Origin of the sequence: Cytobacillus kochii (genome assembly GCF_020171845.1) — a bacterium.
GTDB lineage: Bacteria > Bacillota > Bacilli > Bacillales > Cytobacillaceae > Cytobacillus > Cytobacillus kochii.
In genome coordinates this window covers 185065-201151 of the sequence record NZ_JAIVAM010000012.1, presented here as the reverse complement: position 1 = coordinate 201151, position 16087 = coordinate 185065, and the positions used below count along the sequence as shown (strand labels likewise).

Sequence of the window (16087 nt, the reverse complement as noted above, 5' to 3'; positions counted from 1 at the left end):
TTTGATAACCACTCTTTTTTATTTTATTTAAAAACTTTATCAATATAGGTTTATTTATTGTAAGAACGGGTATGTAGATATCTTAAGGGGGTGAAAAGACAGAATTTTTTAATAAATATGGTAAGTATTCATTTATATTAAAGGGGGATTTGATGGAGTTTATTGAAAACATTGTGAATATGAGTAATGAGGTATTATGGGGTTATGTTCTTATCTTTGTGTTAGTGATTGCAGGGCTGTTTTTTAGTATAAGAACAAAGTTTGTTCAAGTCAGGCATATTGGTGAGATGGTTAGGTTACTGTTTGTTAAAGAAACCGTTACAACAGAGTCTAAAAAAACTATTTCGCCTTTACAAGCGTTTTTTGTTGGTGCAGGAACGAGAATAGGTACAGGTAATATTGCCGGAGTAGCTATTGCGATGGTATTAGGTGGTCCTGGAGCAATCTTTTGGATGTGGTTAATTGCAGTTATTGGTAGTGCTAGCTCATTTGTCGAAAATACGTTAGCGCAAACTTATAAGGTTAAGACTGGTGTAGGCTTCAAAGGTGGGCCGGCATATTATATAAAGAAGCAATTAAAACTTCCTTGGATGGCTGTGTTATTTTCCACAATGATTATCTTATCGTATGGTACGACATTTAACGCTGTACAAAGTAATACGATCGCTGTTGCAATGGAGAATTCATTTGGCATTCAGCCTGTTTATATTGGTATCATTCTTGTTTTCTTAACAGGATTAGTAGTATTTGGAGGAATTAAGCGAATAGCAGATATTTCTTCTTTAATCGTGCCGTTTATGGCTTTTGGTTATATTCTGTTAGCTTTATTCGCAGTTGCTTCAAATATTACTGAGTTACCAGCAATGTTTGCTCTTATTTTTAAAAGTGCATTCGGATTTGAGCAGGCTATTGGTGGAGGGATAGCTGCTGCTATTGTTAATGGCATTAAGCGCGGATTATTCTCCAATGGTGCAGGAATGGGGGGAGATCCGATTGCAGCTGCAACAGCGACTGTATCTCATCCAGTAAAACAAGGCTTCGTTCAGGCTCTAGGGGTATTATTTGATACTTTATTGGTTTGTTCTGCTACTGCTTTTATCATTTTATCCTCTGAAAGCTATGCTTCAGGCTTAACAGGTATCGAATTGACTCAAGCAGCGATGTCGGAACACTTTGGTACAATAGGTGGAATGTTTCTCGGTATTGCTATTTTTTTATTTGCTTTTACTTCTATTATTGGATCTTATTATTATGGTGAAGCAAACTTGAATTTCATTCATAAGAGTAAAATATTTCATCATGCTTATAAGGTAGCTGCATTAGGAATGGTCATGTTTGGTGCAATTGCTAATTTAGAAATTGTTTGGGGAATGGCAGATTTAACAATGGGTATCATGGCGCTTGTCAATTTAACCGCCATTACGATGTTATCGCCTATCGTAGTTAAGCTGTTGAAAAACTATATGCAGCAACGGAAAGCGGGCTTGGAACCGCAATTTTATCAAGAGGATATCCCTGGTCTAACAGGGGTAGAAGCTTGGCCTGTCAGAGAAAAGGAGAAAAGAAAGAAAGCGATGTAATGGAAATGAGCGAATCCTAATTTTTAGGGGTTTGCTCATTTTTTGTGCGAGGAACAAGGTTTCACTTTGTATTAATTTTTTGCGTAAGTCAGCTAATTGAGGAACTGAGCCGATAATTGTGAATGTATCTCATCTCGGATGCAATGTGATTGAAATTGCTATCAATGTTAATTTCGCTTCAATTTAGCGTTAGGTTCTCGATTGTAATAAAAATAGCGGACTAAAGGCCGCTATTTTATTATTTCATCTCCCTACTTGGTAGGAGAGAATGCACTGCTATCTAAAATTTACTTTTAAATAAAAAGTCTGCTAATGCCGATTGATTCTTCGTTAGATCAGCTAATGTATATTGATCTAGTACTTCTAAATACGCTTTTAATGCTTTATTTAATACATGTCTTAGACCACAAACAGGTGAAATGACACAATGATTGTTATTAGTATCAAAACATTCAACTAAATGAAAATCTTCTTCGGTTTTTCTGACCACTTCACCAATATTAATATCTTTAGGTGACATCGCTAATCGAATGCCTCCATTTCTTCCTCGTATCGTCTCAACATATTGATTTTTCCCTAATTGATAGATAACTTTCATCAGATGATTCTTAGAGATTTGATATGTGTCTGCAATTTCTTTAATATTTGTCAGCTGGTCTTTTTCAATTGTTGCTAAATATATGAGAACTCTTAATGAATAATCCGTGTAGTTGGTAAGACGCATTATGAATCACACCTTTTTTCTATTAATAGTTCTATTATACATATTGCTTGATATGGAACCAATTGTGACAACTTTTTAAAAGATGTATTTAAAATATTGCTTTAAATTTGGAAACGGTATATTTTAAAGATGTATTTAAAATATTGCTTTTAAATTGAAAGGGTGGAGATATTAATGTTAAAACAAGAGACGATTAAAATCATCAAATCAACCATACCCGTATTAGAAATTCATGGAACCGCTATCACAACGCATTTTTATAAACGATTATTTGCTGAACATCCTGAACTACTTAACATTTTTAATCATGCTAATCAAGAGAAGGGAAGACAGCCTAAAGCCCTCGCTAATGTATTATTTCAAGCAGCTAACCATATTGAACATTTAGAAGAATTAGCGCCGGCAGTTGCTACAATTGCTCATAAGCATCGAAGCTTAGGGGTTAAGAAGGAGCATTATCCAATCGTCGGGGAACATCTATTAGCAGCGATAAAAGAAGTTCTAGGTGATGCAGCAACAGAAGACATTATTACGGCGTGGGCAGAGGCTTATGAAGTGATTGCCGGTATCTTTATTTCCACAGAAGAAGAGTTATACAATGCATCAGCATGGGCTGGATTTAAATCTTTTAAAGTAGTAAATAAGGTACCTGAAAGTGATCTTATCACTTCTTTTTATATTGAGCCAAATGATGGTATGACTTTACCAACCCACCAACCTGGCCAGTATGTAACGATTCGGGTAAATATAGCTGGCGAAAAGTACGACCATAACCGTCAATATAGCTTATCAGGTAAACCATCAGAAAAGACGTATCGTATATCTGTCAAAAGAGAAGAACAGGGTAAAGTCTCAAACTGGTTACATGACCATGTGCAAATAGGAGACAGTTTGGATGTTAGTGCACCAGCTGGTGAATTTGTATTATCATCCCAAGCAGAGACACCCGTGGTATTAATCAGTGGTGGTGTTGGAACCACACCATTATTGAGTATGCTTCATGCATTAGAAGGGACAAAGCGAGAAGTAAGTTTCCTTCATAGTTGTAAGAACAAAAACGTACATGCGTTTGAAGATGAAGTGAAGCCGTTGATAGCAGGAATTGAAAAGGGGCGTTTCCTAGTAAAATATAGTGATGACGTGGGCAGATTAGATAGTGAGGATTTAAAGCAACATATTAGTCAAGAAGCAGAGTACTATCTATGTGGTCCTATTAATTTTATGGAAAATATGAAAGAACAATTATTGATGTTAGGTGTGGAAAATTCGCATATTCATCTTGAACTGTTTGGTCCAGCCGTTCCTCTAAAAGAAAAGATCAATATGTAAAAGAAGAGCTTTTGAAATATTTCAGTAGAAAAGAGATGAAAACTCATCTCTTTTCTGTTTATTCAATTTTGCCTTTTCCCTTTCAACTTACACGATATAAATGAATAAATTAAAATCAATCCATTGTTAAGACCTTTCATCTCTTAGTAACCTTAATTGTATATTGTCGAGAAGTCCTTCATCAACAAATGAGTTCCTTTCGAAATGTATAAAAAGGCTAAAATGTTAAAGAATATATTTATCAATTATGAGAGGTGAATCATATGGAAACAAAGAGGATAAAACAAATACTTTCATCATCGAGTGATGTAGAAGTTCAATACAATGGAACTTCTGTATGGATAGATAAGTTACATGAAGATGATAAAACAGTTACAGTTCATTTAAGAGGAATTCCGTTAGAAGAAAGAACAGAAGTAGATATTTCAGACCTTAATGAAGTGTAATTACAATTCAACATGTTAGAGTGTAGGTAGATACTGCTACCTACCTTTTTATTTATAGTGGAGAAATGAACCATATTTAAAATTCTTTCACTTTACATAGGGTACCGGGGTATAATATAATATGTATAAGGGAGGCGATTCAATGGGATATGAAGAAGATAAGGTAAGAGAAGAAACAATGTGCCTAGAGCATGCAGATAGACGAAGTCATCATTCAGATAAAGTAAAAAAGAATTTAGTCACTCGATTGAATCGTATCGAAGGACAAATTCGAGGTATTAAAGGTCTAATTGAAAAAGATACGTATTGTGATGATGTGATTACACAAATATCCGCAACACAATCTGCCTTAAATAGTGTCGCTAAAATTTTACTTGAAGGTCATTTAAAAGGGTGTGTCATTGATCGGATAAATGAAGGTGACGAAGAAGTGTTAGATGAATTTCTTATTACAATTCAAAAATTAATGAAAAAATAGGAGGATTTTAAACATGGAAAACGTAATTTTACATGTAGAAGGAATGTCTTGTGGTCACTGTGTGAAAGCGGTAGAAAGTAGTGTTGGTGAACTTAAAGGAGTAGACACGGTCAAAGTAGATTTAGATAAAAAAGAAGTCAAAGTTGCCTTTGATGCTTCATCTGTAAAGCTTGATCAAATTAAAGAAACAATTGATGATCAAGGTTATGAAGTTAAATCTTAATCGTGCAGCTTTGCACGATTTATTTTAAGTGTTTATATAGGGTAGTAGGGTATAGTATTGAAAGAAAGGTGTGGTAGGAGCATATGTCTAATCAAGACGATTCTCACCAAAAAATTCATTTGCCAATTACGGGAATGACGTGTGCTGCCTGTTCTGCTCGAATAGAAAAAGGGTTAAGTAAAATGGATGGTGTAAACGAAGCGAATGTGAATCTCACTTCTGAAATAGCAACCATTTCCTATAACCCTCAAAAAGTAGGAGAACATGCATTTCAGCAGAAGATTAAAGATCTAGGCTACGAAGTTGTTTTAGAGAAAGCTGAGTTTGATATTACAGGAATGACAAGTGCTGCTTGTTCGGCGCGAATAGAAAAAGTTTTAAATAAACAGCCCGGTATTGCGCAGGCAAACGTGAACTTAGCTTTAGAAACAGGTACTGTTGAATACAATCCTGAACAGGTTTCGGTTGAGGAAATCATTGCAAAGGTAGATAAGATTGGGTATAGCGCTTCGCTAAAAACAACTGCCAGCGCAAATGATGTGAGGGAACAGCATATTAAAAAGCAGCAAAGGAAATTTATCGCTGCTGCTATCCTTTCTCTACCATTACTTTGGACGATGGTTGGGCATTTTGAATTCACCTCATTCATTTTTCTACCAGATTTTTTAATGAACCCTTGGATACAGTTAATTTTGGCGACACCTGTACAATTTATTATCGGTTGGCAATTTTATACTGGTGCATATAAATCATTGAAATCTGGTAGCGCGAATATGGATGTACTTGTTGTATTAGGTACTTCTGCAGCTTACTTTTATAGTTTGTTTCTAACATTACAATCGATGAATGCAACATATGGTCATCATGTTGAGTTCTATTATGAAACGAGTGCGATTATTATTACCCTTATTTTGTTAGGGAAATTATTTGAAGCACGTGCAAAAGGAAGATCATCAGAAGCAATAAAGAAATTAATGAATTTAAAGGCTAAAAAAGCCGTTGTAGTAAAAGAAGGGAAGGAAACGATTGTCCCAGTTGAGCAAGTTATGCAAGGCGATAAGGTTATCATTAAGCCTGGTGAAAGAATTCCTGTAGATGCAGTAATCATTGCAGGACATTCAGCTGTTGACGAATCAATGTTAACAGGAGAAAGTGTGCCAGTTGATAAGAAAGCTGGTGATGAAGTAATTGGAGCAACTGTAAACAAAAATGGCCATTTAACCGTTGAAGCAACAAAGGTTGGAAAAGATTCAGCGCTGGCGCAAATTATTAAAGTAGTCGAGCAAGCACAAGGGTCGAAAGCACCTATTCAGCGGTTAGCCGATAAGATTTCGGGCATCTTTGTTCCCATTGTGGTAGCTATTGCCCTTGTTACCTTCTTTATATGGTTTCTTTTCTTGCAACCGGGTGATGTAGCTAGTGCGTTAGAAAAAATGATTGCTGTGCTCGTCATTGCTTGTCCTTGTGCACTAGGATTAGCGACACCTACTTCAATTATGGCAGGGTCTGGCCGTTCAGCAGAGATGGGTGTTCTATTTAAAGGTGGAGAGCATCTCGAGATGACACATGAAATTACAACTGTTGTGGTTGATAAAACAGGTACTGTTACAAATGGTCAGCCTGTATTAACCGATATCATAGTCGAGCCTGGAACAAATGAGGCCCATTTTCTTTCCATTGTTGCTGCGAGTGAGAAGTCATCTGAACACCCTCTTGCTGAAGCCATTGTGAAAGGGTTAGAGGAGAAAAATATAGAAAAAATAAAAAGTGAATATTTCGAAGCGCTACCAGGTTATGGTATCTCTGCGAAAGTTACAGGAAAAGATGTACTGATTGGTACAGTTAGATTAATGGAAGAGAATGGGATAGACTCCTCTTGGTTCTCGAAACAAATGAAAGAATTAGAAGGTGAAGGAAAAACAGCAATGCTTGTGGCTATTAACGGTAGAGCAAAAGGCCTTCTTGCTGTAGCTGACACGATAAAAGATTCATCAAACGAAGCGATTCAAAGGCTACATGATATGGGGTTAGAAGTTATTATGATGACTGGAGATAACCAGTTAACCGCACAAGCTATTGCTAAAGAAGTAGGTATATCAAAAGTCATTGCAGAAGTCTTACCAGAAACGAAGGCAGAAGAAGTAAGAAAGCTGCAAAGTCTAGGGAAAAAGGTAGCGATGGTAGGAGATGGTATTAACGACGCCCCAGCATTAGCAACTGCCGATATCGGCATGGCTATTGGTACAGGAACAGATATTGCCATGGAAGCAGGAGACATTACACTTATGCGTGGTGATCTAAATAGTATTGCCGATGCAATCATGATGAGTAAAAAAACCATTCGTAATATTAAACAGAATCTTTTTTGGGCGTTTGGTTATAATACAATCGGTATTCCTATTGCAGCTGCGGGTTTCTTAGCACCATGGTTAGCAGGTGCTGCGATGGCGTTTAGCTCTGTGTCCGTTGTATTAAATGCACTTCGTTTGCAACGTGTAAGATAAAGATGACAAGTTACGTATGAATTTTTATAAAACATTCTATCAAAAAACTGATTGAGAAAAACAAGCTAATTAAATAGTTAGTTTGTTTTTCTCTTTTTATAGAAGGTATGTAGGAGATGGATAAAAAAATTTGTCCCTTGAGGTAAATTATTTTCTTTTTAATATGGCATATACTTATATAGATTTTTTGACCCACAACTTTACCACCATTGAATTTATTTCAACACTTCTGCGATTTTTTAATTTATTTACCAAAAAATTATTACTTTTCTGGTTTAAGCTTACTCGTTTGAAGGTAAAAAAGTAGAGTTGGTCAGCTTGAACAATTTTTAATGGATTTCAAGACTTTTTTACACAAATAAGAAATGCTATTATTTATTATGGTCTCAAATTTACCGCTAAAAGAACGAAACGTATATTTTAAATTTAGATAAAAGAAATAAATTGTATTCTATGAAATGATGTGATATGATTACTCATACAATCTCAGATACAATATATAGTTATTTTTTTACTTCTCGACAACTACATATAGTAATTGGTTGAAGGAGTCCAAATGGACTTAAAATGGGAATCCGGATAAGCCGGAGCTGTACCCGCAACTGTAAGTGTGACGAAAAGAGGAAACCACTGTTCTTTTGAAAGAATGGGAAGGCTCTTAGTAGATTGATACACAAGCCAGGATACCTGCCTTCTTAATCATAAGTTTCAATTCTTCGGGGCTTGAGAAGATGAAACGACAGTTGATGAAAAGAGTGTTATTGTACACTTGTATTTATACTGTCGTTTGATCCGCTCAAGGTGTAACTGGGGCGGTTTTTTTTATGCCTAAATTTGATAGAAATAGTTTGAAGGAGGAAGAAATTTGAAAACAATGATTGATACGACAGTCAATTTTGAACAATTATATCAACAATTCAACAACTTACCAATTAGTGCGTTAGAAAAGCGTGCGGAACAATTAAATCACTTAGAGTTAGATAGTTTCTATGATCAGTTAATACTAGAATGTCTTTCTTACATAAATGTTAATGAACCTGATTGGACATATGTGGCTGCCCATTTATATTTAAAGAAGATTTATCAACAAGCAGCGGAGAACCGAGGGTACAGTGGCCAGGCCTATGGTGATTTTCATACTTTAATTCAACAATTAAGTGATCTTGATATTTATAGTCCTATTTTATTATCTAGTTATACAAAAGAAGAAATTGATGAATTAGGCAAAGAAATTGTCCCTGAAAGAGATCAGCTCTTTACTTATCTCGGGATTAAAATGCTTACGGATCGTTATGTAGCAAAAGATCGCCAAAAGAGAATTTTTGAGTTGCCTCAAGAACGCTGGATGGTTATTGCAATGATTCTTATGCATCAAGAAGAAAAAAATCGGTTGCAATTAGTAAAAGAAGCTTACTGGGCAATGAGTAACTTATTTATGACTGTAGCTACACCAACTTTATCCAATGCAGGTAAGAACTGGGGACAACTATCTAGCTGCTTTATCGAAACAGTTGATGATAGTCTAGATTCGATTTATGACAGTAATACAGACATTGCTGCACTATCTAAAAATGGTGGTGGAATCGGCGTTTATTTAGGTAAGATTCGTAGTAGAGGCAGTATGATTAAAGGATTCAAAGGCGCTTCATCTGGTGTGCTTCCATGGATGAAACAGCTAAATAATACAGCTGTAAGTGTCGATCAACTTGGACAAAGGCAAGGAGCAATTAGCGTTTATCTAGACGTTTGGCACAAGGATATCTTTTCTTTCCTTGATGCAAAGTTAAATAATGGTGATGAAAGATTACGTACACATGATTTATTTACCGGTGTTTGTCTACCTGATTTATTCATGGAAAAAGTAGAAGAGCGTAGTAACTGGTATTTATTTGACCCACATGAAGTTCGACAAAAAATGGGCTTCTCATTAGAAGATTATTATGATGAAGAAGTTGGTGCAGGTACTTTTAGAATAAAATATCTAGAATGCGTCAATAATGAAGAGCTATCGAAGAAGGAAATTCCTGCTATCGATATTATGAAGTCTATCATGCGCAGTCAATTAGAAACGGGAACACCATTTATGTTCTATCGGGATGAAGTGAACCGTATGAATGCAAACGCACATGCTGGCATGATCTATTGCACAAATCTTTGTACTGAAATCGTTCAAAATCAAAGTGTAACAACAAGAGTAGAAGAGTATACAAAAGATGGTAAAATTGTCATCGAGAAAACACCTGGTGATTTCGTCGTATGTAACCTGTCTTCTATTAACCTTGCCAAAGCAGTGAATGAAGCAGTCATAGATCGATTGATTCCTATTCAAGTAAGAATGCTAGACAATGTAATTGATATTAATAAAATCCCTGTTATCCAAGGGCAGTTAACGAATAAAAAATATCGCGCGATCGGCTTAGGTACTTTCGGCTGGCATCATTTATTAGCTACTAATAAGGTCGTTTGGGAAAGCCCTGAATCATTAGAATTTGCAGACCGACTTTACGAGAAAATTGCTTACTTAACGATTGAAAGTTCTATGAATCTAGCTGAGGAAAAGGGAGCCTACCCAGCATTCAATGGTTCAGATTGGCATACAGGTGCCTATTTCGAAAAAAGAGATTACCTGAATGGTGATAGCGAACTTGATTGGCAAGGACTAATGGAAAAAGTGAAAGCAAAAGGAATTAGAAACGGCTATTTACAAGCGGTAGCACCTAATGCGTCAACTGCATTAATTGCAGGTAGCACACCGAGTATTGATCCAATCTTCAACAAGCAATACTCAGAAGAGAAAAAAGACTATCGTATTCCTGTAACTGCACCAGACCTAAACGCTCAAACGACGTGGTACTATAAATCTGCTTACCATATCGATCAAAAATGGAGCATTGCTCAAAATGCGAAACGTCAAAAGCATATTGACCAAGCTGTGTCATTTAATCTATATATTAAAAATACGATTAAAGCAAAAGAATTATTAGATCTTCACGTATCCGCATGGAAAAACAGGCTGAAAACAACGTATTATTTACGTTCTACTTCCACAGATATTGAAGATTGTGAATCATGCTCTAGCTGATTTCACCGAGAGGAGAATAAAATAAATGAACACTTTAAATAAACGTCCCATTATGAATCATGAAGCACCAAACCGTTCAACAGGTATTATTAATGGAGAATGTTCGAACGTTTTAAACTGGGATGATGTAAGATTTTCCTGGGCTTACCCTAAATATAAAAAGATGTTATCTAATTTCTGGACACCATTTGAAATTAATATGTCTCAAGATATTAAGCAATTCCCTGAGTTATCTGAGGACGCACAAGAAGCCTTTTTAAAGATTATCGGTTTACTAGCGTTACTAGATAGCATTCAAACTGACTATGCTGGGAAGACAGCAGATTATTTAACAGATTCTAGTCTTTCAGCGTTAATGATTATTCTTGCACAACAAGAAGTTATTCATAATCACTCGTATTCTTATATTCTTTCTTCTATTGTTTCAAAAAGTAAGCAAGATGAAGTCTTCGATTATTGGCGTACAGAACCAACATTAAGAGAACGAAATGATTTTATTACAAATGGTTATAAAGATTTTGTAAAAGAACCGACGGCGGAAAATATGTTAAAATCAATCGTTTATGATGTAGTATTAGAAGGCTTATTCTTCTATTCAGGTTTCGCTTTCTTCTATTATTTAGCGAGAAATCAAAAAATGGTATCTACATCAACGATGATTAACTATATTAATCGTGATGAACAAATTCACGTTGATTTATTTGTAAAAATCTTTAAAGAAATCTTAAACGAGCATCCTGCATTAGACACACCAGAATTGCAACAATTTGTAAAAGATACTTTCAGAAAAGCTGCAGATCTCGAAATTGAATGGGCACGTGAAGTAATCGGTGATAAAATGGATGGTATTCTTATTACTGACCTTGAAGCATACATCAAATTTTATGCCAATGTCCGCAGTAATCAATTAGGATTTGAACGACCGTTTGAAGGATTCCGTAAAAATCCACTCCGTTGGATTGTTGCTTATGAAGAGGTAGATCAAGGCAAATCTGATTTCTTCGAACAAAAATCAAGACAATATACAAAAGTGAATCAAGTCGATAATGGATTTGATGAATTATAAGTTTTATAATAAACCTTGCATATCATATGCAAGGTTTATTCTTTCTTCTTAATAATTGAAGAAATGATAAGCTTTAAGAAGAAGAGGTGTTTCTTGTGAAAAAAATTTTAATTGTTGATGATGATCAACATGTTCGCTATTTAATGAAGGATAGTTTACAAAAAGAAGGCTATCAAACCACTGAGGCAAAAGATGGTCAGGATGCGATGGCAATATTAGAAACGGAAGTAGTCGATCTTGTTATTGCAGATATAATGATGCCGAACATGGATGGCTATCAACTAACAAAAACAATTCGTAGGGATTTTGACCTCCCGATTATCCTGCTTACGGCAAAGGGACAATTAGATGATAAAGCAAAGGGATTTTCAGTCGGTACGGATGATTATGTGGTAAAGCCATTTGAGCCGAAAGAGTTATTATTCCGTGTCAATGCATTATTACGAAGATATGGAAAGGTAGGAACAACGAGTATCATGCTCGACCGATTATATATCAATAAAAAAAGCTATGAAATTGAAGTGAGCAATAAAGCCTATCTATTACCACTGAAGGAATTTGAGTTATTATATTTTCTGGCTGCTAACCAAAATAGAGTATACAGTAGACAGCAATTAATTGAACAAATCTGGGGCATTGATTTTTCTGGGGATGAAAGGACTGTTGATGTACATATTAAACGTTTACGTAGCCGCTTATCTAAGTTAGAGGTAGATGTAATCATTAAAACGATTCGCGGTATCGGTTATTCATTGGAGATAGGCAAATGAAAACACTTTACTCAAAAATTGCTCTCACAACCATTTGTATTATGCTTCTAAGTAGTGTCATTTCATTCATATTGAGCAATGCATATTATCAACAATCATTAAAGCCTAAAAACGATGCCAAAGTGACAGAGATGGCGAAAGCTACGATTACCTTCATGGAGGAGAATCCACAAATCAATAAGGAACTATATCTTACGCATATCAGCTCTTTTGGTTATCAAATATTTGTAACTGATGGTCTTGGAGAGGAATCTTTTTATGGAGCGGAGTATCGCGAACATAATTTAAGTAGTGCTGCTGTTCAACAAGTTTTGAATGGTCGGATTTATCACGGTATTAACCTTTTTCCACATGCTACATTTGTGACCGGTTTTTTTGCTAACGAACTTAAAAATACTGTCGGTGTACCATTTACTTATCAAGAGAGGGAGTATGCTCTTTTTCTCAGACCTGATATTTCCCTTTTATTTAGCGAAATGCACATGATGTTTGCTTGGTTATTGATTGGTATCCTCTTATTAAGTATTTTATTCGTGTTCATCAGTACAAAGTATATTGTAAAGCCGATTAGAAAGTTAAATGAAGCAACAACAGTGATTGCTAATGGAGCGTACAGTATTGAGTTACCTACTAATAGAAAAGATGAAATTGGTTCTCTCACTCAAAGTTTTATGAAAATGACGAAAAAATTAGAAGCAGCAAATGAAATGCGCAAAGAATTTATTACAAATATCTCACATGATATTCAATCCCCTTTATCTAATATAAAAGGCTACTTACATCTTTTTAAGGAAAAGAAAAGAACAGATGAAGAAATGAATCAAATGACAATGATGGAAGAAGAAGTAACCCGTTTGTCTGATTTAACAAATCAATTATTATTATTATCTTCTATCGACTATAGGAAAGATATGGTTAATATCGTTTCATTTAATATGAGTGAACAACTAAAGTTAGTGATTAAACAATATCAGTGGCATTTAGAAGACAAAGGCATGATGCTAAGTTATTCATTGCCTGATTGTATGATCGAAGGGGACCCCTCCTTGCTCTATTCTGTTTGGGAAAATTTACTCACAAATAGCATTAAATATGGAAAGGAAAATGGAGATATTTCCATCATTCTTAAAGAAGAGGGGGGCTGGATAAAAGTACAAATTCAGGATAATGGTATTGGTATGAATCAGGAGGAAATGAAAAAGGTTTTTAATCGTTTTTATCGTTCCGACCTTTCTAGAAATCGTTCCATTGCTGGTTCTGGGTTAGGACTTTCCATTGTTTATTCAATCGTAGATCTTCACCAAGGAGAAGTACGAGTCGAAAGTGAAGAAGGAGAAGGAACGATTTTTACAATTATGCTACCAAACCAATCGAATTAGCAAAACAATTCTATTGTAAACCATTGTTCATACTCCGTTCATATTCATTCTATAACCTTATTTTGTCAGTCATAAAAGGTGAGATAGGACATATGATGACAAAATAAAATCAAATGAATGAAGATGAAAAGGGTGAGTGTCAATTGAATAAATTTAGCAAAATATTACTTAGGTTTTCTGCTATCTTTGCAGTGATAGGTGCTTTTCTAGGATCACATATGGCCGGAGCAGGGAGTTATGCCTTCAAACCCATCCATGCCCATAGTTTAGTTGTTGGCTGGCTATCACTTTTCGCATGGGCGGTATATTATCAATTATTTACTCCGAAGCTAAGATTCCTTGCAAAATTACATGTCACTACTGCCATTATCGGCACAATTGGTTTAACCGCTGGAATGGCAATGTTTATCTTTAAACCAGGTTTTATGCCAGAGATGATTAATACGGTTTTTTATATTGTTGGAGGAAGTATCCTATTGATTAGCTTTGTTCTTTTCTTATTACTTACTTTTACAAAACATGAAAGTGAGATAAAAAAATAGCTTTCAGCTGTAGGTTTTAGAAAAAATAAATGACGCTTAGAAATTGATATATGAAGGGTGAGTTCTTCTTGTTGACTTCATACCAATAGGGGTATAGAATATGAGGGTGAATATAACATCCTAGGAGGAAAAATGCTTACGTTTATTAGTATACTCTTAATCATTTTACTTTTGACTTTTATATATAGTAGATATTTGCCGGTATTTGGTGTGAAGGCACAAGTGTTACAAGACAATCAAGAAAGCGATGTTCGGATTGTTGATGTGAGGGACTATAATGAAAAAGTAGATCAGGCTCATCATCGTCTGCATATTCCAATTGCTTATCTCCATCGCTTTTATCATGAAATCGATGGAAAGAGCGTACACGTTATTGCTTCATCAAAAATAGAAAAAAACATGAGCATTCGATTTCTTAGAAGAAAAGGATATAAGGTGTCAGGGTACACACTATGCAATGAATGTTGAACAATATAAATATAGAAAAGAGTGCCACAGATTAAGTGATCTGTGGTTTTTTGTTGAATTGTAAAAGAGGATAATAGGGAAATTCATTTTTTCCTAAAGCTGTAAGAAGAGTGGTACAAGGGGCGGATTCTTGCTTTTAGAAAAAGCCCCAAGAATAAAAGTAACGTAAATGAGAGAAACACTGCTCTCAGAGGAAACCCCAAGAGTGAGTACGCCTTAAAAGTAATAGTTCCTTCTCATAACGGAAAATAACAGTTACTAACTACATTTAAATTTTAAATAAGGCTGCAAAATAAAATCCTCTTCTGTACCATACGCTCTCATAAATACATCTTAAGTACTCGTATTTTCTATTCTCATCTAGTTATCTTAACTTTTCTTCATTCATTTGATACTGCATGATGAGCTGTTGTATGGCGAGCATATTTTCCTCGATTTTAAGGTGGTTGTCATTCAATGTATATTGTGTCCTTAAATGGAAATAGTCCTCTTCATTAGGTTGCTTGGATGGCTGTTTCAGATGCAGTATAGTATCTTGCAATAATCGCATTAAGTAGGGTGAAGGTGTAAGCTCTTTCAAAGAAAGGTTTACAAGCTGGAATAAGTGGATAAACGCTTGTTTTATGATAGTTAAATGCCTTTCTTTCTGCCTTAGGTAAAATACATCCTTCCTAGAAAATTTATGAAAGCGCCATTCATCTTTTTGATATTGTATCAGCTGTTGGTAATGAGCTATTTCTTCCTCAATCTTTGCAATGACTTGTTTGACCTCGTTTCTGCTGCTATTTCCTTGTTTGATGTTGTTTGTTACATATACAAGAATATTTTCCATACGATTCAATAACTGTGTAGACGTTTTGCTTATTTTTACTAAATAATTCGGGGGTAAAATAAATATATTTACACAAGTTGAAATTAATAAACCTAGCGTCGTACCTCCAAGTCTCATTAACAATGTTGCCATATAAGCTTCTTGTACAATTGAAATCATGGCCATACCGGTTAAAGCGGCTACAAGTAGACCATCTTCTAGCTTTAACTTCGTACATATCATCAAAGTGAAAACGGCTGTTAGTGCGTAAGCCAACGAACTATCTGAAAAGATAAAGGTAAATAAAACGGCGAAGGAAGCTGCTATAGAAGAAGCTTGAAATCTTGCTGGTGCTTTGCGAATGGATTCTTTCGCCGTAGGCTCAATCGTAACGAGAGCGGTAATGACTGCAAAGGTTGGTGGCCATGTGAATAGCTGACATAGAAATGCAGTAATAAAGACAGAAATGCCTGTTTTGAAAATTCGCCCTCCAAATAGTCTAATCATAGTTAGTATCCTCTTTCTATATGCCTTACATTTATAATGAAGGAAGTTTAAAATAAACACGCTGCATTAACAGAATGACCAATTGAACCTTTTTCAATCAAAAGAAAGAAAAAATAAATAAAAAAGAAGGTTCATTTGTACATCCTCCTATCGGTATTTTGAGCATTTACGGCGAAAT

At 35.2% G+C, this 16087-nt stretch carries 14 protein-coding genes and 1 riboswitch; of the genes, 12 read left to right on the top strand and 2 right to left on the bottom strand.

Features of this window, described 5'->3' with window-relative positions; all coding sequences use genetic code 11:
* Positions 1–152 precede the first annotated feature (152 nt).
* Entirely contained in the window at positions 153–1580 is a 1428-nt protein-coding gene (locus LCM23_RS19845) for an alanine/glycine:cation symporter family protein (protein ID WP_224938482.1), read from the top strand.
* Between the two features lie 280 nt (positions 1581–1860).
* Here the strand turns inward: LCM23_RS19845 and LCM23_RS19840 are convergent, their stop codons facing one another.
* Entirely contained in the window at positions 1861–2304 is a 444-nt protein-coding gene (locus LCM23_RS19840) for an Rrf2 family transcriptional regulator (protein WP_224938481.1), read from the bottom strand.
* A 174-nt stretch (positions 2305–2478) separates the two neighbouring features.
* On the opposite strand from LCM23_RS19840, the gene hmpA reads away from it, so the two are divergent.
* From hmpA to LCM23_RS19785, 11 genes are all read left to right on the top strand, one after another.
* Complete coding sequence (gene hmpA / locus LCM23_RS19835) at positions 2479–3633, top strand: NO-inducible flavohemoprotein (protein WP_224938480.1); 1155 nt, start codon at positions 2479–2481, stop codon at positions 3631–3633.
* A 263-nt stretch (positions 3634–3896) separates the two neighbouring features.
* Entirely contained in the window at positions 3897–4079 is a 183-nt protein-coding gene (locus LCM23_RS19830; RefSeq protein ID WP_095372961.1) for an H-type small acid-soluble spore protein, read from the top strand.
* 142 nt (positions 4080–4221) lie between these two features.
* Positions 4222–4557, top strand: coding sequence for a metal-sensitive transcriptional regulator (locus LCM23_RS19825; protein ID WP_289433985.1), 336 nt, complete (start codon positions 4222–4224; stop codon positions 4555–4557).
* 13 nt (positions 4558–4570) lie between these two features.
* Complete coding sequence (gene copZ, locus LCM23_RS19820; protein ID WP_224938479.1) at positions 4571–4780, top strand: copper chaperone CopZ; 210 nt, start codon at positions 4571–4573, stop codon at positions 4778–4780.
* Between the two features lie 83 nt (positions 4781–4863).
* Complete coding sequence (locus LCM23_RS19815; RefSeq protein WP_224938478.1) at positions 4864–7284, top strand: heavy metal translocating P-type ATPase; 2421 nt, start codon at positions 4864–4866, stop codon at positions 7282–7284.
* A gap of 531 nt (positions 7285–7815) precedes the next feature.
* A riboswitch (cobalamin riboswitch) is annotated at positions 7816–7993 on the top strand.
* Between the two features lie 165 nt (positions 7994–8158).
* The gene (locus tag LCM23_RS19810) at positions 8159–10366 is read left to right on the top strand and encodes a ribonucleoside-diphosphate reductase subunit alpha (protein WP_224938508.1); all 2208 of its coding nucleotides are present in this window, start codon (positions 8159–8161) and stop codon (positions 10364–10366) included.
* Between the two features lie 25 nt (positions 10367–10391).
* Entirely contained in the window at positions 10392–11432 is a 1041-nt protein-coding gene (locus tag LCM23_RS19805) for a ribonucleotide-diphosphate reductase subunit beta (protein WP_224938477.1), read from the top strand.
* Positions 11433–11527: 95 nt separating this feature from the next.
* On the top strand, positions 11528–12202 hold the full coding sequence (locus LCM23_RS19800) for a response regulator transcription factor (RefSeq protein ID WP_224938476.1): 675 nt from the start codon (positions 11528–11530) through the stop codon (positions 12200–12202).
* The gene (locus LCM23_RS19795; protein WP_224938475.1) at positions 12199–13581 is read left to right on the top strand and encodes a HAMP domain-containing sensor histidine kinase; all 1383 of its coding nucleotides are present in this window, start codon (positions 12199–12201) and stop codon (positions 13579–13581) included. The genes LCM23_RS19800 and LCM23_RS19795 overlap by 4 nt, the downstream gene beginning before the upstream one ends.
* A 143-nt stretch (positions 13582–13724) precedes the next feature.
* Positions 13725–14123 (top strand): hypothetical protein, encoded by a 399-nt coding sequence (locus tag LCM23_RS19790; protein ID WP_224938474.1) that lies wholly within the window; start codon positions 13725–13727, stop codon positions 14121–14123.
* Between the two features lie 132 nt (positions 14124–14255).
* Positions 14256–14591, top strand: coding sequence for a hypothetical protein (locus LCM23_RS19785; protein ID WP_224938473.1), 336 nt, complete (start codon positions 14256–14258; stop codon positions 14589–14591).
* Between the two features lie 364 nt (positions 14592–14955).
* Here the strand turns inward: LCM23_RS19785 and LCM23_RS19780 are convergent, their stop codons facing one another.
* Positions 14956–15909: an aromatic acid exporter family protein gene (locus LCM23_RS19780; protein ID WP_224938472.1), complete on the bottom strand. Its 954-nt coding sequence runs from the start codon at positions 15907–15909 to the stop codon at positions 14956–14958.
* Positions 15910–16087 lie beyond the last annotated feature (178 nt).

What these genes read in the sequence shown, in the direction of transcription:
- LCM23_RS19845 (WP_224938482.1), top strand. Translation starts at nt 153, where the DNA reads ATGGAGTTTATTGAAAACATTGTGAATATGAGTAATGAGGTATTATGG.
- LCM23_RS19840 (WP_224938481.1), bottom strand. Translation starts at nt 2,304, where the DNA reads ATGCGTCTTACCAACTACACGGATTATTCATTAAGAGTTCTCATATAT.
- hmpA (WP_224938480.1), top strand. Translation starts at nt 2,479, where the DNA reads ATGTTAAAACAAGAGACGATTAAAATCATCAAATCAACCATACCCGTA.
- LCM23_RS19830 (WP_095372961.1), top strand. Translation starts at nt 3,897, where the DNA reads ATGGAAACAAAGAGGATAAAACAAATACTTTCATCATCGAGTGATGTA.
- LCM23_RS19825 (WP_289433985.1), top strand. Translation starts at nt 4,222, where the DNA reads ATGGGATATGAAGAAGATAAGGTAAGAGAAGAAACAATGTGCCTAGAG.
- copZ (WP_224938479.1), top strand. Translation starts at nt 4,571, where the DNA reads ATGGAAAACGTAATTTTACATGTAGAAGGAATGTCTTGTGGTCACTGT.
- LCM23_RS19815 (WP_224938478.1), top strand. Translation starts at nt 4,864, where the DNA reads ATGTCTAATCAAGACGATTCTCACCAAAAAATTCATTTGCCAATTACG.
- LCM23_RS19810 (WP_224938508.1), top strand. Translation starts at nt 8,159, where the DNA reads ATGATTGATACGACAGTCAATTTTGAACAATTATATCAACAATTCAAC.
- LCM23_RS19805 (WP_224938477.1), top strand. Translation starts at nt 10,392, where the DNA reads ATGAACACTTTAAATAAACGTCCCATTATGAATCATGAAGCACCAAAC.
- LCM23_RS19795 (WP_224938475.1), top strand. Translation starts at nt 12,199, where the DNA reads ATGAAAACACTTTACTCAAAAATTGCTCTCACAACCATTTGTATTATG.
- LCM23_RS19785 (WP_224938473.1), top strand. Translation starts at nt 14,256, where the DNA reads ATGCTTACGTTTATTAGTATACTCTTAATCATTTTACTTTTGACTTTT.
- LCM23_RS19780 (WP_224938472.1), bottom strand. Translation starts at nt 15,909, where the DNA reads ATGATTAGACTATTTGGAGGGCGAATTTTCAAAACAGGCATTTCTGTC.